Source organism: Kangiella geojedonensis (genome assembly GCF_000981765.1).
GTDB lineage: Bacteria > Pseudomonadota > Gammaproteobacteria > Enterobacterales > Kangiellaceae > Kangiella > Kangiella geojedonensis.
The window spans coordinates 34,974-60,280 of the sequence record NZ_CP010975.1 but is presented as its reverse complement, the minus strand read 5'-3'; the positions used below and the strand labels follow the sequence as shown (position 1 = coordinate 60,280).

The 25,307-nt window shown below is 44.0% G+C and carries 26 protein-coding genes; 5 read left to right on the top strand and 21 right to left on the bottom strand.

The features are described from left to right. The 4 genes from TQ33_RS00295 to TQ33_RS00280 form a co-directional block, all read right to left on the bottom strand. Positions 1–579 carry an anthranilate synthase component II gene (locus TQ33_RS00295; protein ID WP_046562183.1) on the bottom strand — a complete coding sequence of 193 codons (579 nt, stop codon included), beginning with the start codon at positions 577–579 and terminating at the stop codon, positions 1–3. Between the two features lie 296 nt (positions 580–875). After that, positions 876–1,565 carry an HAD family hydrolase gene (locus tag TQ33_RS00290; RefSeq protein ID WP_046560293.1) on the bottom strand — a complete coding sequence of 230 codons (690 nt, stop codon included), beginning with the start codon at positions 1,563–1,565 and terminating at the stop codon, positions 876–878. 2 nt (positions 1,566–1,567) lie between these two features. Further along, on the bottom strand, positions 1,568–2,245 hold the full coding sequence (gene rpe, locus TQ33_RS00285; RefSeq protein WP_046560292.1) for a ribulose-phosphate 3-epimerase: 678 nt from the start codon (positions 2,243–2,245) through the stop codon (positions 1,568–1,570). 109 nt (positions 2,246–2,354) lie between these two features. Next, positions 2,355–3,107, bottom strand: coding sequence for a DUF3050 domain-containing protein (locus TQ33_RS00280; RefSeq protein WP_046560291.1), 753 nt, complete (start codon positions 3,105–3,107; stop codon positions 2,355–2,357). A 360-nt stretch (positions 3,108–3,467) separates the two neighbouring features. On the opposite strand from TQ33_RS00280, the gene TQ33_RS00275 reads away from it, so the two are divergent. Beyond that, entirely contained in the window at positions 3,468–3,992 is a 525-nt protein-coding gene (locus TQ33_RS00275) for a hemerythrin domain-containing protein (protein WP_046560290.1), read from the top strand. A 36-nt stretch (positions 3,993–4,028) separates the two neighbouring features. On the opposite strand, the gene TQ33_RS00270 is transcribed toward TQ33_RS00275, so the two are convergent. Next, a complete protein-coding gene (locus tag TQ33_RS00270) occupies positions 4,029–5,162 on the bottom strand; it encodes a VanZ family protein (RefSeq protein ID WP_046560289.1) in 1,134 nt (377 codons plus the stop codon). A 143-nt stretch (positions 5,163–5,305) separates the two neighbouring features. Between TQ33_RS00270 and TQ33_RS00265 the strand changes: the two genes are divergently transcribed. Genes TQ33_RS00265 through plsB form a run of 3 tightly spaced genes read left to right on the top strand, consistent with a single transcriptional unit; the run spans position 5,306 to position 10,702 of the window. Beyond that, on the top strand, positions 5,306–6,886 hold the full coding sequence (locus TQ33_RS00265) for an acyl-CoA ligase (AMP-forming), exosortase A system-associated (RefSeq protein ID WP_052735133.1): 1,581 nt from the start codon (positions 5,306–5,308) through the stop codon (positions 6,884–6,886). A 44-nt stretch (positions 6,887–6,930) separates the two neighbouring features. Further along, complete coding sequence (locus TQ33_RS00260) at positions 6,931–8,157, top strand: pyridoxal-dependent decarboxylase, exosortase A system-associated (RefSeq protein ID WP_218915768.1); 1,227 nt, start codon at positions 6,931–6,933, stop codon at positions 8,155–8,157. A gap of 16 nt (positions 8,158–8,173) precedes the next feature. After that, a complete protein-coding gene (gene plsB, locus TQ33_RS00255; RefSeq protein WP_046560287.1) occupies positions 8,174–10,702 on the top strand; it encodes a glycerol-3-phosphate 1-O-acyltransferase PlsB in 2,529 nt (842 codons plus the stop codon). Here plsB and ubiA read toward each other — a convergent pair. After that, complete coding sequence (gene ubiA / locus TQ33_RS00250) at positions 10,655–11,530, bottom strand: 4-hydroxybenzoate octaprenyltransferase (protein WP_046560286.1); 876 nt, start codon at positions 11,528–11,530, stop codon at positions 10,655–10,657. The two genes, plsB and ubiA, sit on opposite strands and share 48 nt — an antisense overlap. A 7-nt stretch (positions 11,531–11,537) precedes the next feature. Further along, the gene (locus TQ33_RS00245; RefSeq protein WP_046560285.1) at positions 11,538–12,080 is read right to left on the bottom strand and encodes a chorismate--pyruvate lyase family protein; all 543 of its coding nucleotides are present in this window, start codon (positions 12,078–12,080) and stop codon (positions 11,538–11,540) included. 160 nt (positions 12,081–12,240) lie between these two features. Between TQ33_RS00245 and TQ33_RS00240 the strand changes: the two genes are divergently transcribed. Further along, positions 12,241–12,474, top strand: coding sequence for a putative signal transducing protein (locus tag TQ33_RS00240; RefSeq protein ID WP_046560284.1), 234 nt, complete (start codon positions 12,241–12,243; stop codon positions 12,472–12,474). Positions 12,475–12,492: 18 nt separating this feature from the next. On the opposite strand, the gene glpE is transcribed toward TQ33_RS00240, so the two are convergent. From glpE to TQ33_RS11800, 14 genes are all read right to left on the bottom strand, one after another. Continuing rightward, complete coding sequence (gene glpE / locus TQ33_RS00235) at positions 12,493–12,804, bottom strand: thiosulfate sulfurtransferase GlpE (RefSeq protein WP_046560283.1); 312 nt, start codon at positions 12,802–12,804, stop codon at positions 12,493–12,495. A 19-nt stretch (positions 12,805–12,823) separates the two neighbouring features. Beyond that, complete coding sequence (locus TQ33_RS00230; RefSeq protein ID WP_046560282.1) at positions 12,824–13,438, bottom strand: rhomboid family intramembrane serine protease; 615 nt, start codon at positions 13,436–13,438, stop codon at positions 12,824–12,826. Positions 13,439–13,441: 3 nt separating this feature from the next. After that, a complete protein-coding gene (locus tag TQ33_RS00225) occupies positions 13,442–13,900 on the bottom strand; it encodes a GNAT family N-acetyltransferase (RefSeq protein WP_144405923.1) in 459 nt (152 codons plus the stop codon). A 10-nt stretch (positions 13,901–13,910) separates the two neighbouring features. Continuing rightward, complete coding sequence (tdh, locus tag TQ33_RS00220) at positions 13,911–14,936, bottom strand: L-threonine 3-dehydrogenase (RefSeq protein WP_046560281.1); 1,026 nt, start codon at positions 14,934–14,936, stop codon at positions 13,911–13,913. A gap of 19 nt (positions 14,937–14,955) precedes the next feature. After that, entirely contained in the window at positions 14,956–16,152 is a 1,197-nt protein-coding gene (locus tag TQ33_RS00215; RefSeq protein WP_046560280.1) for a glycine C-acetyltransferase, read from the bottom strand. Positions 16,153–16,316: 164 nt separating this feature from the next. After that, positions 16,317–17,819 (bottom strand): PH domain-containing protein, encoded by a 1,503-nt coding sequence (locus TQ33_RS00210; RefSeq protein WP_228640194.1) that lies wholly within the window; start codon positions 17,817–17,819, stop codon positions 16,317–16,319. Beyond that, positions 17,806–18,300: a PH domain-containing protein gene (locus tag TQ33_RS00205; RefSeq protein ID WP_046560278.1), complete on the bottom strand. Its 495-nt coding sequence runs from the start codon at positions 18,298–18,300 to the stop codon at positions 17,806–17,808. The genes TQ33_RS00210 and TQ33_RS00205 overlap by 14 nt, the downstream gene beginning before the upstream one ends. A gap of 75 nt (positions 18,301–18,375) precedes the next feature. Next, positions 18,376–18,726: a rhodanese-like domain-containing protein gene (locus tag TQ33_RS00200; RefSeq protein WP_046560277.1), complete on the bottom strand. Its 351-nt coding sequence runs from the start codon at positions 18,724–18,726 to the stop codon at positions 18,376–18,378. After that, the gene (thiE, locus tag TQ33_RS00195) at positions 18,719–20,218 is read right to left on the bottom strand and encodes a thiamine phosphate synthase (RefSeq protein ID WP_046560276.1); all 1,500 of its coding nucleotides are present in this window, start codon (positions 20,216–20,218) and stop codon (positions 18,719–18,721) included. The genes TQ33_RS00200 and thiE overlap by 8 nt, the downstream gene beginning before the upstream one ends. Next, a complete protein-coding gene (locus TQ33_RS00190) occupies positions 20,218–21,000 on the bottom strand; it encodes a thiazole synthase (RefSeq protein ID WP_046560275.1) in 783 nt (260 codons plus the stop codon). Before TQ33_RS00190 ends, thiE begins: the two co-directional genes overlap by 1 nt. Positions 21,001–21,306: 306 nt before the next feature. Then, positions 21,307–21,504, bottom strand: a complete 198-nt coding sequence (gene thiS / locus TQ33_RS00185; RefSeq protein WP_046560274.1) for a sulfur carrier protein ThiS — start codon at positions 21,502–21,504, stop codon at positions 21,307–21,309. Beyond that, positions 21,494–22,558, bottom strand: a complete 1,065-nt coding sequence (locus tag TQ33_RS00180; RefSeq protein ID WP_046560273.1) for an FAD-dependent oxidoreductase — start codon at positions 22,556–22,558, stop codon at positions 21,494–21,496. The genes thiS and TQ33_RS00180 overlap by 11 nt, the downstream gene beginning before the upstream one ends. An 8-nt stretch (positions 22,559–22,566) precedes the next feature. Then, a complete protein-coding gene (gene thiC, locus TQ33_RS00175) occupies positions 22,567–24,417 on the bottom strand; it encodes a phosphomethylpyrimidine synthase ThiC (RefSeq protein WP_046560272.1) in 1,851 nt (616 codons plus the stop codon). Positions 24,418–24,800: 383 nt separating this feature from the next. After that, positions 24,801–25,304 carry a DUF4870 domain-containing protein gene (locus tag TQ33_RS11800; protein WP_052735132.1) on the bottom strand — a complete coding sequence of 168 codons (504 nt, stop codon included), beginning with the start codon at positions 25,302–25,304 and terminating at the stop codon, positions 24,801–24,803. Positions 25,305–25,307: the final 3 nt, after the last annotated feature.

Sequence of the window (25,307 nt, the reverse complement as noted above, 5' to 3'; positions counted from 1 at the left end):
TTAAATTTCCTTGTTATTTATAAAATTTTTCAGTAGCTGATGCCCTTTCTCGCTCAAAATCGATTCGGGGTGGAACTGGACGCCTTCTAGCTTTAGGGTTTTGTGTTTAATGCCCATGATGTATTCCAGCTCGCCTTCTTCATCTTCGGTCCAAGCAGTAATTTCGAACTCTTCTGGTAGGCTTGGTTCATCAACAATCAAAGAGTGATAGCGCGTTGCTTCAAGCGGATTTGGCAAGCCTGCGAACACGCCGCTATCCTTGTGATAGATTGGCGAAGTTTTACCGTGCATCACTTGCTTAGCCTGAATCACTTTGCCTCCAAAGACCTGAGCCATGGCTTGGTGCCCTAAACACACTCCTAAGATTGGATAGTCTGTGGCTAGTTTTTGCAGAATATCCAGCGTCACACCCGATTCATTCGGCGTACAGGGGCCTGGTGAAATTACGATATAGTCAGGTTTTAATTCCTTAACTTCTTCAACAGTCAATTCGTCATTCCGTTTAACTAGAACATCCAGCTCTAGTTGGCCAAAATACTGCACTAGGTTGTAGGTAAACGAGTCATAATTATCCACCATCAATAGCTTTTTGCGGCTAGCTGGTGGTGACTTAATGATGATAGTGCCAATACCGAAGCCTAAACTCAGCAGCAGCATCGTTATTAGTGGCCAGTGATTCGCCACAAAACCCGTGTCGCCCTCATAGCGGTCCTTTAGCGAGCAATAATCATCGTCATAATGGAAACTACCACCGATCTCAATGCACTGTTCAATAGCCACTTGGTCGCTAGCGTAATGAGCTAACGTCGCCAAAATCATTAAGGCTGCAAATATCCACCATACTTTACGCATAGATCACCTTCGGCATTGCTCCCTCACGCATAAACGTCTTCTCCCACCGATATCATCGGAATTAACGCCTCTAAACTGTCGACCACAGTGTGGGGAATCTCCTGAGGCCTAATATCACTCGCCATTAAGGCATAACCGTAGCTAACGCCAACAAACGGCATCGCGGTATTCACCGCTGCTTGTGCATCTTTCGACGAATCCCCGATCATCCAACTGTTTTCTGGCTGGATGCCCAAGTTGCGACAAACATGCAGTAGCGGTTCAGCGCTTGGTTTTTTATCTACCAAACTATCGCCGCCTAACACCAACTCAAAATAATCATCCAGCTTAAGGTGTTTCAAGATAGGGTCTATAAGCTCATGCGGCTTGTTACTGACCACTGCCATCTTTATTCCAGCCACTTTGAGATAATCTAAAAACCCTTGAACACCGTCGAACATCACCGAGCGATCTGCGGGCAAGGCACGATAAAACTGCATGAATAATCGATAGGTTTGATCGTACCATTCTGACTTGCCAAAAAAGTCCAGCGCATGCTCCACAAAGACTTGCGCGCCACCACCGATCCAGCGTTTTACCTGGTTCAGCGGTTGTTGTGGTAAGTCTAATTCTTCAAAGGTATTATTGGCCGCGATCTGAATGTCCGTGGCACTATCGACGAGCGTCCCATCAAGGTCAAAAATAACCAGTTGGGGCGATTGCAGTAATGTCATAATTATCGTGAAGCGCCTTTCTCAGCATTGTCCTTCATCTGTTTCACCGTTGCTTGATAATCATCGGTGTTAAAAATAGCAGAACCCGCGACAAACGTATCAACGCCACAAGCTGCAATTTCTTCAATATTATCAATCTTCACACCACCATCAATCTCAAGACGAATATCTCGACCCGTTTGGTCAATCAGTTGGCGAACCTGTTGGCACTTGCGCAAGGTTGAGGGGATAAAGCTTTGACCACCAAAACCTGGGTTAACCGACATCAATAAAACCAAATCGACTTTATCAATAATGTACTCAAGTACGCTCACAGGGGTCGCAGGGTTTAATACCACACCCGCTTTGCAGCCATGTTCTTTAATCAATCCAATGGTTCGGTCGACATGCTTGGAAGCTTCTGGGTGGAAGCTGATATAAGTTGCGCCCGCTTTTGCAAAATCAGGAATGATACGGTCTACGGGCTCAACCATTAAATGAACATCGATAGGCGCTTGAATACCATAGTCACGCAAAGCCTGACAAACCATAGGGCCAATGGTCAGGTTTGGGACATAGTGATTGTCCATAACATCAAAGTGAACCCAGTCAGAGCCAGCTTTAAGGACGTTTTCAACTTCTTCGCCTAGGCGCGCGAAGTCGGCAGAGAGGATAGAAGGCGCGATAACAATATTTTGCATAATAGGTCTATCGTAAAGTTTTTGACCATTCTACAGAATCTTTATCACGACTTCTATTTTAGCGTCGAAAGCTTCCCTGCTCTTCAACTTATCAAACGGTAATTCTAGATTACGCAGCTTTCTCTTGCTTATTATGAATGGCGTCGTGGACGGCATCCCACAGCTTTGAGCGCAGTTTTAAACTCGTTACAGCGACGTCTTCGGCACTTTGCCACTTGGCTTTATCCTCACCACATAGTGCTTGTAGACATTTCTCAGCTAACGGACCATGCTCATCACCATCCAGCTCGATATGACGCTCTAGGTAATAAATCAAAGTGGGGCAATCTACTTTTTCCTCTGACATGACGTTTTTAATCGCCGTGAACATATCTGGAATTAGTTTTTCACGGCCGTACAAAAAGGCTGAGGCGACTTCGACGTCCGTACCGTCACGCGCTGTTTTCAAATTATACTCAACAAACTCACGCGCACCTTCAGGAATTAAGCTCATGTCCTGCGTTCGTATAAATTCTTTAACGCGGCTAGTATCTGCGCCCACTTCATCCATCGCTTTTAAATACAGGGAGTAATGGCTAATGGCATGACCGTCCGGATCAAGATCACTCTCTTCGCCAATAACAATTTCATTAATAAAACGAACAACTTCTGGATCTTGTTTTGATTCTACCCACGGCACATCAACGCATGTCAGGCGTTGTTGTAGCGACTTCAATAAACTCATGAAATCCCAAACCGCATAGATATGGTACTCCATAAATGTTCGAACGCTGGAAAGGCTATCTAAAGATTTATACGCTTTATGATCCGATAGATCGTCGTTCAATACTTCTAATGTATCTTTTAACTTTTCATTTAACATGGTGGCTCCTCACAGTGGTTTGCATTCATCTCCCATCAGATGATGCAGATATGACTTTATAATTTTCCCTGAATACTTTTTTAAGTCTTCTCTATCTAGTAATCACACCACCTAGAAAAAATCTATAATTACAGGACTATTTTTTTATTTTTTTATGACTTGGTTATCATTAATTTTGATTATTCAGGATTTTCTGCAAATTTGAATTGATGCTTATGCAATACTGCATAATGCAAATGCGCATTATTTCCTTATTTATTAATGGCTTATAGAGATTGAAAATACTTTATTTTTAGTGTCTACTAGGAGAATACTAAGACAAATAAATTCAATATTTCTTAATTAGCTGAGGATCGTACGATGGGGTTTATTAAAGATTTTTTTACTAAGAGACCGAAGGTTGAACAAGAGCCAGTGTCTCCACCTCGACCAAAGCCAAGTGCTGCGCCAAACAAAAAAGGTATTCAATTTGACCCAGGATTGGTCGACAATTTAAAAAATGATCACAGCCACCTCGTGACATTATTTGGGCAAATGTGGGAGCTGGGCTATCAAGCCAACAATCCACAGAAACTTGCAGACTTAGTCACACAGTTTAAGCGCGACTTTCAAGCACACCTGCTGAAGGAAAACGTTAAGTTTTATGTCTATCTCGAACAAAACCTGTCCGACGATAGTACTTCGATGGATCTGGTTCGAGATTTCCGTACAGAAATGAACGATATTGCTCATGCTGTTGTTAAATTCTGTAAGCGTTACTCCAAACCACACGACATGAAAATTTTACAGAAGCATTTCCCAAATGATTATCAGCAAGTTGGTGAAGTGTTAACGCACCGAGTATCGTTGGAAGAAAACGAATTATATACCTTATACCAGCCTTAGTTAGGCCATTATACCGATATAGCGCTGAAAGGGATTTCAGCCGACACGACTAATCGACTTTAGCCTTACCAACAAAATTCCAACCACAAGCGCCATCACAAACAAGGTGATATCCGGCTTCTTATCCACAATAAATAACTGCATGACCGTTATGCCAATCGACAACACCACCAAAAGGCTGGAAGCCCAATGATAATTCCGCCACCACTTTGCACAAAAATATCCAACCGACGCCAATAATAAGGTTTCTTCAATCAGTTCGCTTAAGTTGTACCACGTTGAACCTTTTAAGAAGTCATCGAACGGCAACCACTGAAAATTGTTGATATCATGCTTAAAGTTAAGCGGGAACAAACTGCTCCATAACAATAGCGCAACGCTACTCACTGCAATGAGTGGCACCATCCACTGTCGACTTAAATGATGATGCAGCAACATGGCCAAAGGCACAGCAGTAATTTCGCTCCAGCCCATTTGTGAGCGGTACATGGCTAATTTGATGATAATGACAAACACCGAGACTAAGGCGATAAAGCTTAAACGGTACTCTTTACCTAATACGCGCTGGACTAGATGATAAAACACTAACCAAAACAACACATGTTGCAACCATACTGATAATGACCAAGTGCTTTTAACGATGGTATCTAAACTCTGTCCAAACTGTTTGGTTTCAAATACTGGGATATAAGGGAAAAACTGCCAGCCAATCCAAAGAAATAAGACTAAAAACGCCGGCGAGATGCCAAGCCTCAAGCTCTCTGGAATCATTCGCTGTATGCGCTGACTATTTGAATAAGCAGCCAGTGAAATACCAATCAAGATGCCAATAGCATTCAGCAAGGCATCCGCAGCATGAGAAACCCGTGACGGTAAATAAAACTGAATAAACTGCAAACAAAATGCAAAGACAATACCTATCGCTAGCATTAACAAAATGGACACCAAGGTATAGCGCCGCTGTTTTTGCTGTACGGTAAGCGCTCCAAAGAAGCCGTAAGGGATAAACAACAAGATATTGGCAATCACGTCAGAGCGAATGGTTCTTTGTTGCCAATTAAGCAACCATGCTCCTAAATCCGCTGGCAAGGGTCGTGAGAAATCAAAGTTAAACGGGTACAAAGAGCCGTAAGCTATGAATAAAATAACGATGTACCAGATCAGTCTCATGAATTGTCCTTCTCTATCTTGCTCTCAATACCATCTCCAACCTTATTTTGGTGATAGTAATTTTTCTTGTGATTAGCTGACGCAGTTGTCTTAAACCGCTAAAATGCGCTTTAGTTCATTTATTTCATAATAACGGAATACGAATGCTTTGCCAGTTCGATGATATTGTTTCTATAAGCAGTCTGCATTTCGCACATAATTTTGCGATTGATGACAATAAGCAACAACTGACATATCAGCAGCTGGATCAAGCCATTGATCGCTTGGCTAGTGCTCTAGTGCTGCTTGGGTTAGAGCCCAACACCCGTATTGGCGTCTACTTACCCAAACAAGTCGAAGCGGTCATCAGTTTTTTTGCTGCCAGTCGTGCGGGCCTTGTGTTTGTTCCTATCAACCCTCTGCTAAAGCCAGCTCAAGTTAGCTATATTTTGCAGGACTGCAATGTCCAACTTCTGATTACCAGCGCACAGCGCGGGACGATATTACAGAGCATTTATTCGGATTGCGAGGATTTGGATCACCTTTTGTTGGTCGATGAGTCAACAAAATTTTCAGAGCCTCAGACGCTTACAACCCATTACTGGTCACAGCTTCCTGAAGTGACGCAGCAGCCATCACGACGACGAATTTCTAAAGACCTTGCTGCGATTCTTTATACTTCAGGCTCTACCGGCCAACCTAAAGGTGTCTGCTTATCCCACCAGAACCTTATCGCCGGAGCCAAAAGTGTCAGCCAATATCTCGAGAATAACGCTGATGATATTATTCTTGCGGTTTTGCCTTTGAGTTTTGACTATGGGCTCAGTCAGGTCACGACCGCTTTGCTGGTCGGAGCCAAAGTTGTTCTGATGGAGTATTTATTACCGCGCGACGTTATTCGTCAGGTTGAAAAACATCAGGTCACCGGCCTAGCCGCAGTACCGCCTTTATGGGTACAACTCGCCAACCTCGACTGGCCGGAGTCCACTCAGCAGACGCTACGCTACATTACTAATAGCGGTGGCGCCATGCCAGAAACTACACTCCAGCTACTTCGTAAAGCACTACCCAACACCGCGCCCTTCCTAATGTACGGTCTTACTGAAGCTTTCCGCTCAACCTATTTAGCCCCGTCAGAACTGGATCAACGCCCTCACTCCATGGGCAAAGCCATTCCGGATGCTGAAATTTTGGTGCTTCGTGAGGATGGCTCTGAGTGTGATCCTAATGAAGCTGGAGAACTTGTACACCGTGGTATTCATGTCAGCTTGGGCTACTGGAATGCACCGGAAAAAACCGCGCAACGATTTAAGCCTCTGGCAACGAACAACAACCACCTCCCTGAGGTTGCCGTTTGGTCTGGAGATACCGTAAAGCGTGATGAGCAAGGCTTTCTTTATTTTATCGGTCGTCGCGACGATATGATAAAATGCTCAGGTTATCGAATTAGTCCCGCTGAGCTTGAGGATACGCTGTATCATCTCGAGTTAATTGACGAAGTCGTCGCAATGGGTATTTCTGATGAACAATTAGGGCAAGCTGTGCTATTGGCAATAAAGCCTGCTGATAAGGTTTCACCTGATGAGAATACCGTGAAGGCCATTAAACGCTTCTGCCAGCAGGAACTACCGAACTTTATGCAACCAAAGTATATTGAGTTTGTCGATCAATTACCGCGTAATCCTAACGGTAAAATTGATCGCAAAGCATTACAGCAAGAGTTTGGATATTTAGCCACAGTCTAAGCCTATTGCAGACATCGCTCTGAAAGTACAAATAAGGTTAACTCATGACAACAAAGAAACATGCGCCCATGACTCAGTTTTCGCAACGCGATGGCGAGTTATTGATTGCAGGTAAAACAGTAAGTCAGGTGGTGCAAATTGCCGGTCAGACACCTTGTTACGTCTATGATAAAGCCGTTATTAACGCTAATGTGGAGCGTTTACGTCATCATTTCCCAGATATCAGTCTGCATTACGCCATTAAAGCAAACCCGCTACCCTCGTTGGTCAGTCATGTCTCCACTTTAGTTGACGGGCTGGATGTCGCTTCGGGTCAAGAGCTCGCGTTGGCGTTAGCCAGCTCAACCGGAGCCGATAACCTGAGCTTTGCTGGGCCCGGAAAATCGGTCAAAGAGTTAACCATGGCGTTAGCCAGCGGCATTACGATCAATGTCGAATCTCAGACTGAAATAAAACGTATCATCAAGCTCACAGAGGAGCTAGATACCGATGCCAATATTGCCTTAAGATTGAACCCAGACTTTGAGCTCAAGTCTTCAGGTATGAAGATGGGTGGTGGCTCGCAACAGTTTGGGATTGATGTTGAACAATTAAGTGATACCTTCGATTTACTGCGTGACACGCGCCTTCAATTAAAAGGCCTTCATATCTTTACGGGCTCACAAAACCTTCGTCCAGAATCCATTATCAGTGCTCATAACAATATTTTCGACTTGGTCGAGCGCCTGATTGAGCAATACAAGATTGATATCCAACACCTTAATATTGGTGGGGGCTTTGGTATTCCCTACTTCCCGGGTGATACTGAACTGGAGCTGGAACCGATAGCGGACAACCTTAAATCGTTGCGCCAAAACTATATAAGCAAGTTTGGTGACTGTGAGTTTATTTTGGAACTCGGGCGCTATCTCGTCGGCAATGCCGGTATATATCTTTGTGAAATTACTGATGTCAAACTATCACGCGGTAAACGCTTCTTGGTTACCAATGGCGGCCTCCATCACCACCTTGCCGCCTCGGGCAACTTTGGACAAGTGATTCGAAAGAATTACCCCTTAGCGGTGGTCAACAAGATGGATGCAACTGAAGTTGAGGTTGTCGACGTTGTTGGGCCACTTTGTACGCCGCTTGATATTCTGGGCAGCAACATAGAGCTACCTAAAGCGACTATTGGCGACCTGGTTGGAGTTTACCAATCTGGTGCATACGGCTTCAGCGCTAGCCCTCGTGACTTTCTAAGTCACCCTCACCCTATACAATTATTACTTTAATAGGTTACGTTAACTTATGTCTCTGTCTTCAAGCCTTAAAAGCTTTTCATTAGCAGTTCTTCGCTTACCGCTAAAGTTATTGGTACGCGAAAAACGTGCTCCTTCTGATCCTGTATCCGAATTTCACCTTTCCGAACAGGACCACCTTATCTATGTCTTGCGCACTCAATCCATGACTTCCATTGAGTTGCTTCGAAGACAAGGTGAACAGCTTGGGCTTCCTGTCGGAAAAGCAACCGATCACAACCTGAATATTCCTGCTAAAGGCAGTTGTCTATTTTTAAATAAACGTCCCAGTATTTTTCGTCGTAAAAAGGTCAATGACGACCATAAACAAAGCCTCGTTAAACTCTTAAAAGCGCAAAAGGGCAACCCAGACATCAATTACAAACTGGTTCCAGTATCGGTTTACTGGGGAAGAAACCCCGGTAAAGAGCGCTCTTTTTTCCGCTACTTTATTTCCAGCATAGAAGAGTCTGGACGTTTTGGTAAGTTTTTAATTATTCTTTTTTCTGGTCGCCAATGTTTGTTGCAATATGGCCAACCAATCGCACTGACATCACCAGAGCTTGATCTTGATGTAGAGCCGAAGCGCAATGCTCATAAACTTAGTCGAATTCTGCGTGTCCACTTTAACCGAGCCTGGGTCGCAACTGTTGGACCTCGCACCGAAAATCGTCGAGAACTTATCGACGGCATTGTTGCTTCTGACTCTGTTCAACAGGTTATCCAAAAAGAAATCGGGAAAGGGAAACGCAGCGAGCAGGATTTAAATAAAGAAGCTGGCAAATATGTTAAAGAAATTGCTGCTAATTTCAGTCCTCGAATGATCCGCTTTCTCTCCAGCATACTGACCAGAGTCTGGTATAAAATTTATGCTGGTATCGAAGTGAATAATTTAAAGCAAGTGCGTCAGATGGCCAAAGATCATGAAATCATTTATGTCCCTTGCCATCGTAGCCATGCCGATTATTTATTACTGTCGTATCAGCTATACCATGAAGGTCTAGCGCCTCCTCACATTGCCGCTGGTATTAATCTTAACTTCTGGCCAGTAGGCTCAATACTTCGACGCGGTGGTGCATTCTTCCTTCGTCGTAGTTTCCGTGGTAACCGTCTTTATGCTGCGGTATTCAATGAATACTTGTACCGCTTATTTAATAAAGGCACGCCAGTAGAATATTTCCAAGAAGGTGGTCGTAGTCGCACGGGGCGTCTTCTTACCCCGAAAACGGGTATGCTCGCGATGACCATACAAAGTTTGTTGCGTGGCCTTAAAAAGCCAATTCTTTTCGTTCCCGTGTATATCGGTTACGAACGTATGTTCGAAGGTAAAAGTTATGTCGGCGAACTGCGCGGCAAAAGCAAACAAAAAGAGTCTTTCGGACAATTGCTCGGCGTCCGCAAAGCCCTAAAACGTTTTTATGGCAAAGTGTATCTAAACTTTGGAGAACCATTAAAACTTCAAGATTTCCTTGAGCAACGCAATATTGATTGGCAACAGTCTTCCGTTAATCAAGAGGATCGTCCTGACTGGCTTTCCAATACAGTCACGGCTTTAGGCGATGAAATTAATCGTCGAATCAATGCTTCAGCCAGCGTTAATAGCGTTTGTTTAGTCAGCCTAAGTTTGTTGGCCACTCCACGCCAGGCGATGGATAAACAGGAGTTGATCTCACACCTTGATATGTTAATAACTCTAGCTAAATCGGCTCCTTACAGTTCTTACACCAACCTGCCTCAACATAGCGGGCTTGAACTACTCAATACGGCGATAAAACTTGGCATGGTTCAAGAACTATCCGATCCTGCTGGCGACGTTGTGTTTATTGAGGGTGATGAAGCAATTTTATCGACTTATTACAGCAATAACATTTTGCATATTTATGCCCTGCCGTCTTTGATTGCAGCCATTTTCCAGCGTCATGATGATGTCAGTCGCACACAAGTTTCTGATCTGGTGAAATTAGTTTATCCATTTCTTTATCAAGAGCTCTATATTCGTTGGAGCTATGATGAACTGGATCAACAAATCAACACCGTTATTGACAGTTTGGTAACGCTTGGCTTGCTCAACGAATCGAATGACACATTAACCTCGCCTGCGGATGAGGATCCTAATTGGTCACGTTTAATGACGTTAGCGCAAGCGGTCCAGCCCGCGCTACAACGCTACGCCATCAGCTTAACCTTGCTTCACAGTTTGCAAGATGGCGATACACTTCGTCGCGCAGAACTGGAGCAAGAGAGCCAGAAACTCGCACAGCGTATTGCAGCCCTTCATGGCATCAATGCTCCTGAGTTTTTCGATAAGAATTTATTCAGAAATCTAGTGAAAGTACTAAAAGACGAGGACTGGGTGGACCATACTGAAGGTGCTGGTATGCGGCCTACGGAAGCATGCCGTTTACTTTATAATACGGTGATGAGTTTGCTCAGCGTTCCCGTACAGCAAGGCCTGCAGCAAGCCTCTCGTAGCTTGCAGCAAACCAAGCAGTTAACCGCCCAACCAGTAGTGGAACACCAGTCCGAGGAACAGGACTAGACCCACGTAGTTATTATTAAGAAAGGCGTTGAAGCATTCTTTAGGATGACGCTTGCGACAACGCCACATCTGCCTCACAATCAAGCCCGTTGCAATTCCCCATCCTAAAAAATAGTACCAAGACAGTTCTAGTTGTTGACCGACTAAGAGCATACCCAATAAAAACATGCCCTGAATCATGCCAACCAGCATAAGATCCATATCACCAAACAGTATCGCCGTTGATTTTAAACCCAGCTTTAAGTCATCGTCTCTATCGACCATGCCATAAAGCGTATCGTATGCCAGCACCCACAGTAAGGTCGAAATATAAATGAGCCATACCAAATTTGGCACCTCACCTGTTATTGCTGCAAATGCCATCGGTATTCCCCAAGAAAATGCCGCTCCTAGTACCGCTTGCGGGTAATAGGTATAACGTTTCATAAAAGGGTACATCGCCGCCAACATTAAAGCGACGACGCTTAAGCCAATGGTTAACCAATTGAGCGTTAACACCAGTCCTAAAGCTACCAACACTAACACTAAAAACACAGTCAGCGCTTCATTTGAGGTAATTCTATTTTGCGCAAGGGGACGTTGTTTGGTGCGCTCAACATGAGCATCAAAGTCTCTATCAGCATAATCATTAATAACACAACCTGCCGATCGCATTAAAAATACGCCAAGACAAAACACCACCAAAACCCACCAGTTTGGGATGCCTTCTGCCGCAATCCATAATGCCCACAAGGTCGGCCAAAGCAATAAATAGGTTCCAATGGGGCGGTTAAGGCGCATCAATTGTGCGTAATATGGCCAGTGTTCTTTTTTTAGAATCAGTTTCATGAGTTATCTATTTATAAAGTGGTGAATCCGGTAAGAATACTTCTAACAGTAGTAGTTTTTTATCTGCTGCTCTATTGGCCCACAGAGAACGCCGCGCCCATAAGTCCGACGGGTTACTCTCTATCTCAATATACTCTCTTGCCTGCTGATACAGTCGGTGTTCTGGATCGATTTGCATAACCTCTAATGACACGCGCCGTAATTCACTTGAGGTAAACAATATGCTGCCAAGTGGTGTCGTGCCCAAATCAAGGATCAACTCACTTTCGGATACTGGAACCACCGTCCGAGCGTAAATCCAAGGCTTATCAGGACCATGCAATACAACTTCTCTAACCTGACTTTGCGTTGCTGGATTCAATTCCAACAACTGTAATTCTGCTTGAGTTGGCTGCTCTGTGGCTTCTTTTAGTAGGTCTAAGCGCACCTCATCAACATAGTGGCTGAGTTTCTGGGTCAGTGAACCAAACTCAGCAACCCATTCGGCTACTTGATACGGTAGCTCACGGATTACGTCATCGGTGGCACGACGCCATGCCTTAAAATCCATCCGTTATATTTCCACGTAGGGCTAGAATTGCAACTATTGTACTGGATTCATTGTCTAAACCCTAGTTCATAAATTAGCCCTTTCAGCTGGTTTGCTCGCTTGAAAAAAGTCCGCGCCCATGTCTTAATGAAATTATAGTAAGAGTAAGAAGGAGTTTTATATGGCGTTAGCTGTTGTTGCTAGTTATACAGATACTATGCAAGCTCATATCGCTAAAGGTTTATTAGAAGCCCATGGCATTGAAGCCACTCTTTTACATGATGGCTTCCACAGCACTTACGGCTCAGCCATTGGCGAAGTGCCTCTAATGGTTGATGAAGAAAACTTGGTTCGGGCAGGTGAAATACTCAATACAGAATTGACGGATGATGCTTTAGATTCTTTTTCAGCCTAAACTTTTTTAACGAGGCGACTAAACTTCAACGGGGTTGTTTAGCTTCCATACTTCAAAGCCGCCATCCATGCTGTAGACATCTTCAAAACCTTGGGCAGCGAAATATTGCGCCGCTGGCTGACTACTGTGGCCATGATAACAAACCACAATTAGTGGCGTTTTCTTGTCTGTGTTTTCAATGTAATCGTTTGCATTTTGGTTGTTAATATTGACCGCCTTAGGCATGTGACCTGCAGCAAAGGACTGGGGATCACGAATATCGATCACATGAATCGATTGCTCTTCACTCATACGGTTAACATCATCAATACTAATACGCTTAAAACTCATAAATGCCTTTTATTTAACCTTAAAATGCTTTTATCTTAGCTGTAATAACGCCAAGCGCTCCACCTGACACCAATCCAATAAGGTGCGCTGCATTGGCAATACCGATCATCCCTGTCGAGTTTAGTACAAAACCTAGCACTAACCAGATCATCATAAACTGCATAATGCCAGGGTGTAATGGTACACGGAAAAAAGGATCAAACTTGCGCCGCATAAAGATGAAGCCCAGCAAGCCAAACACTACACCAGACATTCCGCCAAACAAATAACGGGGATCAACATAACCTTCCACCAAGTATTCGCCAAAATACTGCCCCATATTCGAAGCAATGCCGATAATTAAGACAAGGCCGAGTAGGTACCAGGGACTGCGTTCTTTTTCAATGGCACCACCCAGCTCCCACAACCACATCATGTTGAAAATCAGATGGATAGGAAGTGAGCCAACCATAAAGTGTAATAATATTGGTGTGACGAGGCGGTGTACTTGCCCTTGTAGAATTAACTCCCAGTCAAAGGCTAAGTATCCTGTTACCCCATTAGTCCCAGATAGCGTTACGACGCTAACAATGATACTAATGGCGACCAACAATTTGGTCATCCATCCCGCTCTTGCCAAAAAATCCTGCAACATATGCTACGTCTCTCTAACCATTCTAATATGTGGGATGCCATCTTCGAGATAAGGTTCCGAAACCGTTTCAAAGCCCAGCGAGTGATAAAATTCTTTTAGATAAGCTTGCGCACTAACCGTAATTGGTAGCTCCAGATTTTGGATGATGTATTGAATGGCGTGATCCATTAACTGACGCGAAATACCCTGTCCTCGATATGTCTTAGCAGTACATACCCGACCGATAGCCGCATACTCTTTTTTGTTAATCACCGTCGTATAGATTCGGGCATAAGCCATTAACGCCTTATGGCTTGGTGCCTTAGCTGTTAGATGCATCGCCTCAAAATCTTGCGCATCCAAGTCTTGGTAAGCACACTCCTGCTCCACCACAAACACCTCGGAGCGAAGTTGCAAAAGCTGGTATAACTCGAGAGTATCGAGCTCTGCCCAGCTTTTAATAGTGACATCGATTGATTCCATTAACCCGCGACTAATCCCAGCTTAAAACCACTTTACCTGACTGCCCGCCTGCCATGGTTTCGAAACCTTCTTCAAACTTGTCAATGTCGAAACGGTGGGTAATCACGGGCGACAAGTCTAATCCCGACTGTAGCATTGCAATCATCTTATACCAGGTTTCATACATCTCACGACCATAGATGCCTTTAATGACTAAACCTTTGAATATCACTTGGTTCCAATCTATCGCCATATCGCTAGAAGGGATTCCGAGCATAGCAATTTTACCGCCATGATTCATGGTGTTTAACATGGATGCAAAAGCCGGAGGTGCACCAGACATTTCAAGACCTACGTCGAAGCCTTCTTTCATGCCCAGTTCATCCATCACATCCTCAAGCTTTTCTTGAGTGACGTTAACGGTACGAGTCGCTCCCATCTGTTTAGCCAAATCCAAGCGATAATCGTTCATGTCTGTAATGACAACGTGACGAGCACCAACATGTTTAGCAATAGCGACAGCCATAATTCCAATAGGACCCGCGCCGGTAATCAAAACATCTTCACCAACCAGATCAAATGACAAGGCGGTATGCGCCGCATTACCAAAGGGATCTAAAATTGACGCGACATCATCTGAAATATCGTCGGGGATCTTGTAAGCATTCTCAGCGGGAATCACTAAATACTCACCAAAAGCTCCGGGGCGATTAACACCAACACCTTCGGTGTTGCGACATAAATGACGACGGCCTGCGCGGCAATTTCGGCAGTAACCGCAAGTAATGTGGCCTTCACCTGAAACGCGATCACCAACTTGAAAACCTTTCACTTCTTGACCAACTTCTTCAATGATACCGACATATTCATGGCCCACTGTCATCGGCACAGGAATTGTCTCCTGCGCCCACTCATCCCAGTGGTAAATGTGCATATCAGTGCCACAAATTGCGGTCTTCTTAATTTTAATCAACACATCATTGTGCCCAAGCTCTGGCTTAGGATGGTCAACCATCCAAATTCCTTTTTCCGCTTTAGCCTTACTCAATGTTTTCATAATAATCTCGTATCTTTAATTAGCTAATCACGCCCAATTCTTTACCCACTTTCTCAAAAGCAGCAATCGCGCGATCAATATGTTCGATGTCGTGTGCGGCTGACATTTGCGTTCTAATTCTCGCCTGCCCTTTTGGTACCACAGGGAATGAGAAGCCGATAACGTAAATGCCTTCTTGCAGCATTTTGTCAGCGAAGTTACTGGCTAACGACGCATCGCCCAACATCACCGGAATAATCGGGTGCTCGCCTGGGACTAGGTCAAAGCCAAGTACAGTCATCTTCTCACGGAAGTATTCACTGTTACGCTTTAATTTTTGACGTAATTCGTCGCCACTCTCTAACATATCCAACACACGTAAACTGGCCGACGCAATGACTGGTGCTAGCGTGTTTGAGAATAGATAAGGACGAGAGCGCTGGCGCAGCCATTCCACAATTTCTTTGCGTGCAGCAGTATAACCACCTGAAGCACCGCCTAGTGCTTTACCTAAAGTACCTGTAATAATGTCGACACGATCCATCACGCCACAATGCTCATGGGTACCGCGACCTTTGTCACCAATAAAACCTACTGCGTGTGAATCATCTACCATCACTAATGCATTGTATTTATCCGCAAGGTCACAGACGCTTTCTAAATCGGCAATAATGCCGTCCATTGAAAACACACCGTCGGTCACAATTAATTTGTAACGCGCGCCATCTGCATCAGCCTGCTTGAGTTTCTCTTCCAAATCCGCCATATCATTATTGCTGTAGCGATAACGCATCGCTTTACACAAGCGTACGCCGTCAATAATCGAAGCATGATTCAGTGAGTCTGAGATAATCGCATCTTCCTTCGATAAAATCGTTTCGAACAAGCCCGTGTTTGCATCAAAACAGGAAGAATAAAGAATCGTGTCTTCCATCCCAAGGAAGTCACTGATACGACGTTCTAATTCTTTATGAACATCTTGAGTACCACAAATAAAGCGCACTGACGCCATACCATAACCTTGTTTATCAAGCGCGGCTTTGCCCGCTTCGATTAACTCAGGACTGTTAGCCAGGCCAAGGTAATTGTTGGCACAAAAGTTCAGCACACTTTCGCCAGATGTGACGTGGATATCCGCAGCCTGCTGCGAATCGATGACGCGTTCTTTCTTATATAAGCCTTCACTTTTTACTTCTTCAATTTGTGTTTGAAGATGACTTAAGAAATCTTTATTCATGGGGCACCTTATTCATTACTCAATTCTTGCTCAGCCAGAAGCTTGCTGTGGATAGTTCTAGCGGCTGAGTCTATTACAGATTGCGCTTATTCTAACATTGATCAGGCCAGCTTTGATACGCTGGCCGAGTTTATAAGAGAGGAGCACTAAAATCCGCTGATTGATTACCAAACAAACTGCCTGCTACTCACACGCTCCACTAATTTATTTTGTATTCGCATCGCATCTTGTAGCATGATGTAAGGAATATCGACATGGTGTGCACCCACTATCGCTCCAGCCGTATCAACTTCTAATTTAGCCATGCCATAGCGGCGATCAAAGAGGCTTTCTTTGACTTGAACCGTTTGAATTTTACTTAGGCGTACGTAAGTCTCTTTTTTGAAGATAACACCACTTTTGAAGCCAATCATGTCTTGATCAAGACAATAAGCTGTATTTTTTACATAAGCTCGGGCATACAAGTAACCTAGAGTGGAGAAAACGGTAAATGCAGGAATGGTCCACCCCCAATGCAGGAAAGCCAAAGGTGCCGACACTATAGCGCTGACTAATAACAGCTTTTTGGTAATCCTTCTAACCGCTCGCGACTCAATTCCTAACCACTCGATGGCTTGCCACGAAACATCCGGCTGAATGTCTCTGAGCATCTTGGCGCGTTGTTGCTGATTGATTAAAGGCGCAATCTCTTTAATCGCAAGCCCTTGATTCTCGTGATTAACGCCACCAGCAGTTTCAACACTGATGGTTAACCTTTTAAACCAGCGATGCAGTAGTGAGTTCCGAACGGTTAGCGTTTGTATGCGGGACATTGGTATCGTCGCTTGCATTCGCGTTAACAACCCCATGGTCGCCTGTAGCTTGCCTTTATTTTTCAACAGCTCAAAGTCATGCAGCTTGAACAAGGCAAACGTAATAGACAATAGCCATAGACCTACAAGCCCCAGTACTGCCAGCACTAAGCCATAAACCACAATGGTTAATGCACCAAAGTCACCCAAGACACTATCAAAGCTTGCGGTAACCCAGTTAGCAAAAGCCACAATTTTGTGTTCGATATAATCTTTTAAAGCCCCATCGCTTAGCTGGGATAAAAAACCAAATACGACGGCAAGAATCACCAGTCCTTTATTGGTAATCACTCCATATCGTACAATTTCAGAAAACGGCAAACTCAACAAGGATGGCTTTGTTTGTGCCCCTTCTTCTGGCTGAACATCTTCTTGAACCGTTTCATCCGCACCATGGACTAAGCGCTTAAGCTCTTTAACTGCCTCCATATCGACAACGCTAATCACCGCTTCCGGCTTTCCGCCAGACGCCGACTCCAGTTGAACCGTCACTACGCCGAGAATTCGATGCAAAGGATTTTGCGTCAGATTTAAATTTTGAATACGCTTATAAGGTACCTGGCGCTCATTACGAAACAAGATGCCTTCCTTAACGCGGATTTGATTTGGCTCTAACCAATACCGATAAAAGCGATATTGAATCACAGACGCCAAACTCACTAATAAGGCAATGGCTAGCGCAATATATTCCCAGTAACTTCCACCAGGCCCGACTAATGCAATCAATACTGGAAAGATAATTTTTTTGATATTATCCAGCAGAATAAATATCGGCGATGCTTTATGAAGCTTCCGTTCTTCCTTAGACTGCATCATCGTCGCCATCTTGTCGCAATTGCTCTCTAAGCTCGTTAGCCACTCCAAACTCTAAACCATCCAGTGGTACTGAGGCATCCCGTGTACCTGCGGTATAAACCACTAACTTCGCTAAGCTAAATTTTCGTTGTAATGGCCCCTGCCCTACATCGGTGTGTTGTATTCGGTTTCGTGGCACTAGCGTTTTTCGACGCCACAAAACACCACGCTGAATATACAACCCCTCTTCAGTCAGCCAATACCAAGTATACTGATACGACTTCCTTGCCCAAATAAAGCCGGTTAAAAATATCAACAAGACTACTGCTGTGATGATTAATAACAAGTACCAGCTTGAAGCAATAAAAGAGACCACACAGCCGCCAACCATTAAAAGAATAGCAAAAATTCCATGACTAATTCTTGATGCCTTAATGGAGTCGGGGTGTAACCTTTTGGATTCTTCTGGCCTAGCATCGATAAGTGATTGTTTTTCTGACATATTATCTCCTTTTATGAATCTTATTATAGTCAGCTGAAGGGCTCTGGCTAGCGCTGAAATGTTACATTTTTTATCTTACTGGCTTCCTTCCAGCATTCTTTTCCACGCCTCTAAACCGCCGTGCAAACTAAACACGCAGCTATAATCGGACTCAATTAAACGCTGCGCCGCATTAAAGCTTTTCTGGCCAAGCTGGCACACCACAACCGTAGGCTGGTCAGGATCTAACTCATTAATAACGCTGGCAAACTCAGTTATAGGCACGGAAAGTGGCTTGTCGGCATTTAACGAACACTCTTCAAGCGCCGACTCTTCCCCCGTAACATTGATGATCAGCGGCGCATCCCCTTGTGACAGCCACTGTTTTAATTGCGCTGGTTCGATAAATTGAACCACCTCAGACTCTTCGAATAAGAAATTATCCATGGTCGAACATCGCCATCATTGTTTTAGTCACAGCTTCGGGGTCATCTGCTTGTGTGATAGCTGAAATCATCGCGACTCCAGAGACCTTTGTCTGCACCACTTCAGGAAAACGCTCTAAATTAATTCCACCAATCGCCACCCACGGATAATCCGGTAATAAGTCCATCCACTTCATTAAATTATCAATACCATGAGGAATCCAAGGCATATCTTTGCTATCAGTATGATAAACCGGACCACAGGCCAAATAACTCGGCTTTATGGCATGAGCACGCGCCACTTCATAATAACAATGCGTGCTCAACCCCAAACGAAGTCCCGCTTGAGCAATGGCACTAAGATCGGCTTCGGCTAAATCCTCTTGCCCAAGATGGACACCATATGCTTGGTGTTTTATGGCTAATTGCCAATAATCGTTAATAAAAAGTCGAGCGGCGTATTTCTTAGCTATAGAGACTGCTTCAACAATTTCTTGCTCTAACGCATCACCCGTCAAATCCTTCACTCGTAACTGGATAGTAGTCACGCCTAGGGGCAACAAGCGCTCCAACCAACTGGCCCTATCCACTACTGGATACAGTCCTAGCTCACCCAACTCAGTACAGGCTGGAAACTGATAGCTCACTGGCTCATCCATGGTTGCCGTCAATAAAGGCACATCCCGAGTTTCGCTCGGCCAATTTAACGGTTTCAATGGCCCTTTTTGTAAATCTGGCTCACCGACCAAACTATAGCCGTGGCGTAGCCCTTGATTTAACAACATCTTTCCGAGCACCACCGCATCTTCTAATGAGTAATTGTGTGCCAAGGCAGCCGTTATTGCAGACGCTAACACGCAACCGGTGCCACGGGTGTTGATGGTTTTTTGCTTTTTATTGTGTAGCCAGAAGCTTTGTTCTGCACTAACAAAATAGTCATGAACATACTTCGGACTAGCGCCAATAACATTATCAGCGTGGCCACCTTTAACTAAAACCGCAGAGGCACCAAGTTCAATCAGTCGATTTGCAGCTTTTTTTATGGATGACTCATCAGTCACGGACAAGCCTGTTAGCAAACTCAACTCAGGAATATTCGGTGTTATTAAGCGTATTTTAGGTAGCAATGAGGAAAATCTTTTGGTGACGCCATCATCCACTAATGGTTTACCCGATGAACTGGCCAGTACCGGATCAACAATCACACTTCCTTCATACCCTTTAACAAAGTCCATTACCGCTTGAAAAGCTTCTAGCGTAGGAATCATACCCACCTTAATCGCAGTTGCCGGAAATACCGTCTTAAGAGCTTCAAATTGAGAGTGAATTTGTTCGTAATTTAAGGGGTTAATCGCTATCACTTGCTGATTATTTTGTGCCGTCACGGCGGTGGTTACCATACAAGGGTGAGCACCCAGTGCTTCCATCGCTCTTATATCCGCAACCTGACCTGCAAGACCCGCCGTATCAGAACCTGCCACCGTCCATACTACTGGCTTAACACAGTCCGACATCAAACGTCGCCTTTATCTTGTTGCCAAAAAGGTGTCCCTAAAACTGGGGTGCTTGGTTTCGCAATATCACGCACAGGCATAGCGCCAGCCTCATACGCTCGACGACCAGCCGTTACCCCTTCTTTAAAAGCAGCAGCCATATTCACGGGGTCTTCTGCTTGCGCTACTGCTGTATTCAGTAGTACAGCATCAAAGCCCATCTCCATCGCTTGAGTCGCATGTGATGGTAAACCAATACCGGCATCAATCACCATGGGAATATCTGGTAATCGTTGTCGCAATGTTTGTAGTGCATAAGGATCGCTCAGGCCTCGTCCTGTACCAATCGGCGCTCCCCAAGGCATAAGAATGTTGCAACCAGCGTCTAATAAACGCTGACACAGTACTAAATCATCCGTGCAATAAGGGAACACCTCGAATCCACGCTTCACTAGCTCCCTTGTCGCATCAAGTAGCCGAAAAGGATCTGGCTGTAAATTGTATTCGTCACCAATCACTTCCAGCTTAATCCAATTGGTTTGGAACAACTCACGCGCCATTTCTGCGGTGGTTACTGCCTCTTTAACCGTATGACAGCCAGCAGTATTCGGTAGCCAGTGGCAATCCAACTGATTAATTTGCTTCCAGAAATTTTCACCCCCTTGTCCTTCTCGACGAACGGACACAGTGACGACCTCTGCTTCAGATGCTCTAATAGCATCCAGCATAATTTGCGGTGACGGATAAAGTGCCGTCCCTAAAAACAGTCGACTGTTAACGTCTTTACCACCGATTTTCAGCATGTATTTACCTTTACTTGGTATATTCTCAACAAAACTTTGATACCTTTATTTTTACTTAACAACAGGTTTCGCTTCTCAGCGATCTTCTACTAGACGGTTACTACCTAATTAAATAATAAAACCATACTGGAAAGACATTCTAGAAAATGGTTTTCACAAAGCATTTCTGATAACTCACTTTAAATTGTTTAAACTAAGTTAAAACGCGGAAAAATTGCTTATTGTTGCAGGAGTTTGCTCTAGCAAATGACTAAAACAAAAAACAATTTTAACAAGGTTCTAACGACGGTTAGGCGATTTAAAATTTTAGCCGCCCTGCATCGGCTGAACAATTTCCACCTTATCGTTTTCCTTTAATGCAGTTTCCGAATATAAAGAACGCGGTACAAACTCCATATTAACAGCCACCGCAAAATTACCATCTTGTTTAAACCATTCAATAAATTGTGCCAAGGTCATACCTTGCTCAATATCCAACACTTCATCATTCACTTTAATTTGCATACTGAACCTTTCTTACGTCTTGCTTCGTTTCCTGCACAAATGCTTCAATTGCTTTTTCTACCACAGCTGGTCCTAACAAAATGCCATGACGGTAAAGACCATTAATTTGTGTAAGACCATTTTCCGTTTTTATTAAGGGTAAATTATTAGGTAACGCTGGGCGGCAATTAACCACGTTTTTTATAATTCTTGCCTCACCAAACCCGCGATGAACACTGTACGCCGCTGATAATAGCTCCAAACTTGAGCGCACCGATACCGGACTATAGTCTTCACTTTCGATCTCTGTGGCACCAACTAGATAAACATTATCGGGCCGAGGCACCACATAGATTTTATAGCGCGGATGTATTAACCGTGTTAAATGCTTAATTTCAACATCAGGTGCCTTTAACCATATCAATTCGCCTCGTACTGCACGTAACGGGAGATCACTTTGTGCCCCTAAACCACGACAATCAAAGACCCAATCAAATGCTTTATCACCATCTTGTGTTTCCACCTTATGATTAGCAATATGGTTAATGGTTACCCCATTATGGATCTTAACGTTTTTAGCTTTGTTCAGATCATTAAACAGACTGTCCATTAACTCTATGGGATCTATCTGACCTTCCGTAGGTAAAAACAAGCCTTCACCTAAATGGCTAAGATCGTCTTCTTTCTCACTTACAGATATTTTTTCTATTAATGCTTGCTCTGAGTCTTTTGTACCAACTTTTCTTTTTACCACACGGTAAAAATGTTCTAACTCTACTTTGTCACTACCATGGGCGGTGACTAGAGAGCCTTTTTGTTGGAAAAAAACTGGCGTTGACAGTTCTGATAACCATCGCGGATATAGAGTCATTGAACGGTTGCCCAAGGTGTAGATATCAAGCTCCGCCATTTCAAGCTCTGCTAAAGGCGATAAAATCCCAGCCGCAGCAAAAGAGCAAGCTTGCTGCTCACCCTTTTTTTGTTTATCAAAGAGCTCTACGTCATAGCCAAGCTTTGACAATCGCCACGAAAGCAATCGCCCTGCAATTCCGGCTCCCACAACCGCGAGTTTCATCGTCACTATTAATCAGTTAGTTCAACGTAAATTTCGCCACCCTGTTTTTTGAACTCGTCTGATTTTTCTTGCATACCCTCTTCAATCTTTTTCTTTTCCGCCGCATAATCTCGCACATCTTGACTGATTCGCATTGAGCAGAATTTAGGGCCACACATCGAACAGAAATGCGCTACTTTTGCAGAGTCTTTTGGCAAAGTTTCATCATGGAATTCACGAGCAGTATCTGGATCTAAACCCAAGTTGAACTGATCTTCCCAGCGAAATTCGAATCGTGCTTTTGATAATTCATCATCACGATAACGAGCGCCTGGGTGACCTTTCGCTACGTCAGCAGCGTGAGCTGCTAATTTATAGGTAATGATACCTGTTTTAACATCATCACGATTAGGTAAACCCAAATGCTCTTTCGGTGTTACATAGCAAAGCATTGCACAACCGTACCAACCGATCATGGCGGCACCAATACCGGATGTAATATGATCATAACCTGGAGCAATGTCTGTGGTTAAAGGGCCAAGCGTATAGAACGGCGCTTCATCACACACCTCTAATTGCTTTTCCATGTTTTCTTTGATCATGTGCATGGGCACGTGACCTGGGCCTTCAATCATGACTTGCACATCATGTTTCCATGCGATTTTTGTTAGCTCGCCTAACGTTTCCAACTCGCCAAACTGTGCTTCATCATTGGCATCCGCTAAAGAACCTGGACGCAGACCATCGCCTAGTGAAAAGCTCACATCATAAGCTTTCATGATTTCACAAATGTCTTCGAAGTGTGTGTATAGGAAATTTTCTTTGTGATGTGCGATACACCACTTAGCCATGATAGAACCACCGCGCGATACGATGCCAGTGACACGGTTAGCCGTTAATGGAACATAACGCAATAACACGCCTGCATGGATCGTAAAGTAATCCACACCCTGTTCCGCTTGTTCTATCAACGTATCACGGAAGACTTCCCATGTTAGATCTTCAGCTACACCATTAACTTTTTCTAATGCTTGGTAAATTGGTACTGTTCCAATCGGTACTGGCGAGTTTCGTAAAATATAGTCACGTGTTGCATGAATGTTTTTACCGGTGGATAAATCCATCACAGTATCACCACCCCAACGAATGCCCCAAACTAATTTTTCAACTTCTTCTTCAATGCTTGAAGTCACCGCTGAATTACCAATATTGGCATTAATTTTCACTAAGAAATTACGCCCGATAATCATCGGCTCTACTTCAGTATGGTTAATATTCGCAGGAATAATCGCACGACCTTCAGCAACTTCTTTGCGTACAAATTCAGGCGTAATTTCATCGGGTGTATTAGCACCAAATGAATTACCTTTTAATCGCTTCTCACGCTCTTCAGATGTTTCAGCATCTAACCACTCTTGACGGCGCTGATTTTCGCGTATCGCGATATATTCCATTTCTGGAGTAATAATACCCTTGCGAGCATAATGTAGTTGGGTGACATTCTGCCCCTGTTTCGCGCGCAGTGGCTTTCTTTGTAAATCAGGGTTATGAGTAGCGAAGGCTTTATCATCATCCGTGTAACCATTATCAATAGGTTTAATTTCACGACCTTCATATTCTTCAACATCACCACGACCAACGACCCAATCACGGCGAAGTTCAGGTAAACCTTTTCTTACATCAATCTCAGCGTTTGGGTCGGTGTATGGGCCTGACGTATCGTAAACCGTCACTTTCTCTTTATTCGTCAGTTGTATCTCGCGCATTGGCACACGAATATTCTTATGAATAGAGCCTTCTATATAAACTTTTTTAGACGCTGGAAGTGGATCACGAGTAATCGTGTGCTGGTTAAGTTCGATAGGATCATTTTTCGCCATGCTGGTCTCCAAGAATTGGGATCTCCAAAAATTATGACCGGCGCAAAAAAGATAATAGAACAAGGGGTTGTTCAGACTTTGTTTCACCCTTGAGGCTACTCTTCCCTACGCCGATGCTAATCGGATCAGGTAATACGGGTTCTTGGCTTACTATGTTTTAAAGACTATGTTTTATCAACATCTTAGCTCAAGTCTCAGCCTAACGCGTGAAGCTATCAGTTAGCTTTAATCGCTACGGCACCCCGAGAGATGTAGCCATTATAGAGATTTTAGTCTTTCACATCTATGGTCTTTGTCTGTTTTTTAGACTTAATAGAAAAAGGCGGCCGAAGCCGCCCTGGTAAGTTATAAAATCTTTTTAAACGATATGTTTAGAGAGAGCGTTATTTCACTAACTTCATTGAAAATGGGTATTTGTAGACACCACCTTCACTGGCTTTGATTGCCGCCAAGATAGTCACAATAAAGTGGAAAATAATCAATCCGACCATAATTGGAATACCGATTAAGATAAAGCACAGTACAAACGCTACACAGTAGGCGATAAACATTGAAATATTAAAGTTTAAGGCTTCTATACCGTTTTGCGCGACTAGTGGCATCTCTTCTTTCTTGAACAACCATATAAATAGCGGCCCCAGAACCATACCTATCAAAGGTATAAGCGGTATTAATGCTGCAAACGCTGCGATATGACTCAGCATCGCCCAGTTCTTCTCTTCTGGGCTTGCAACTTCGCTACTCAGCACTTCTGCTTCGCCGTCAACCACATTGTCATCTTGTGGCTCCGAAGACTGTTCATTTGCTTTTGATTCCTGCTCTGATGCCTGAGGTTTACCCTGCTCTTCTTCAGAACCATCAGTTTTTTTGTCATGTTCGTTAGTCATTTT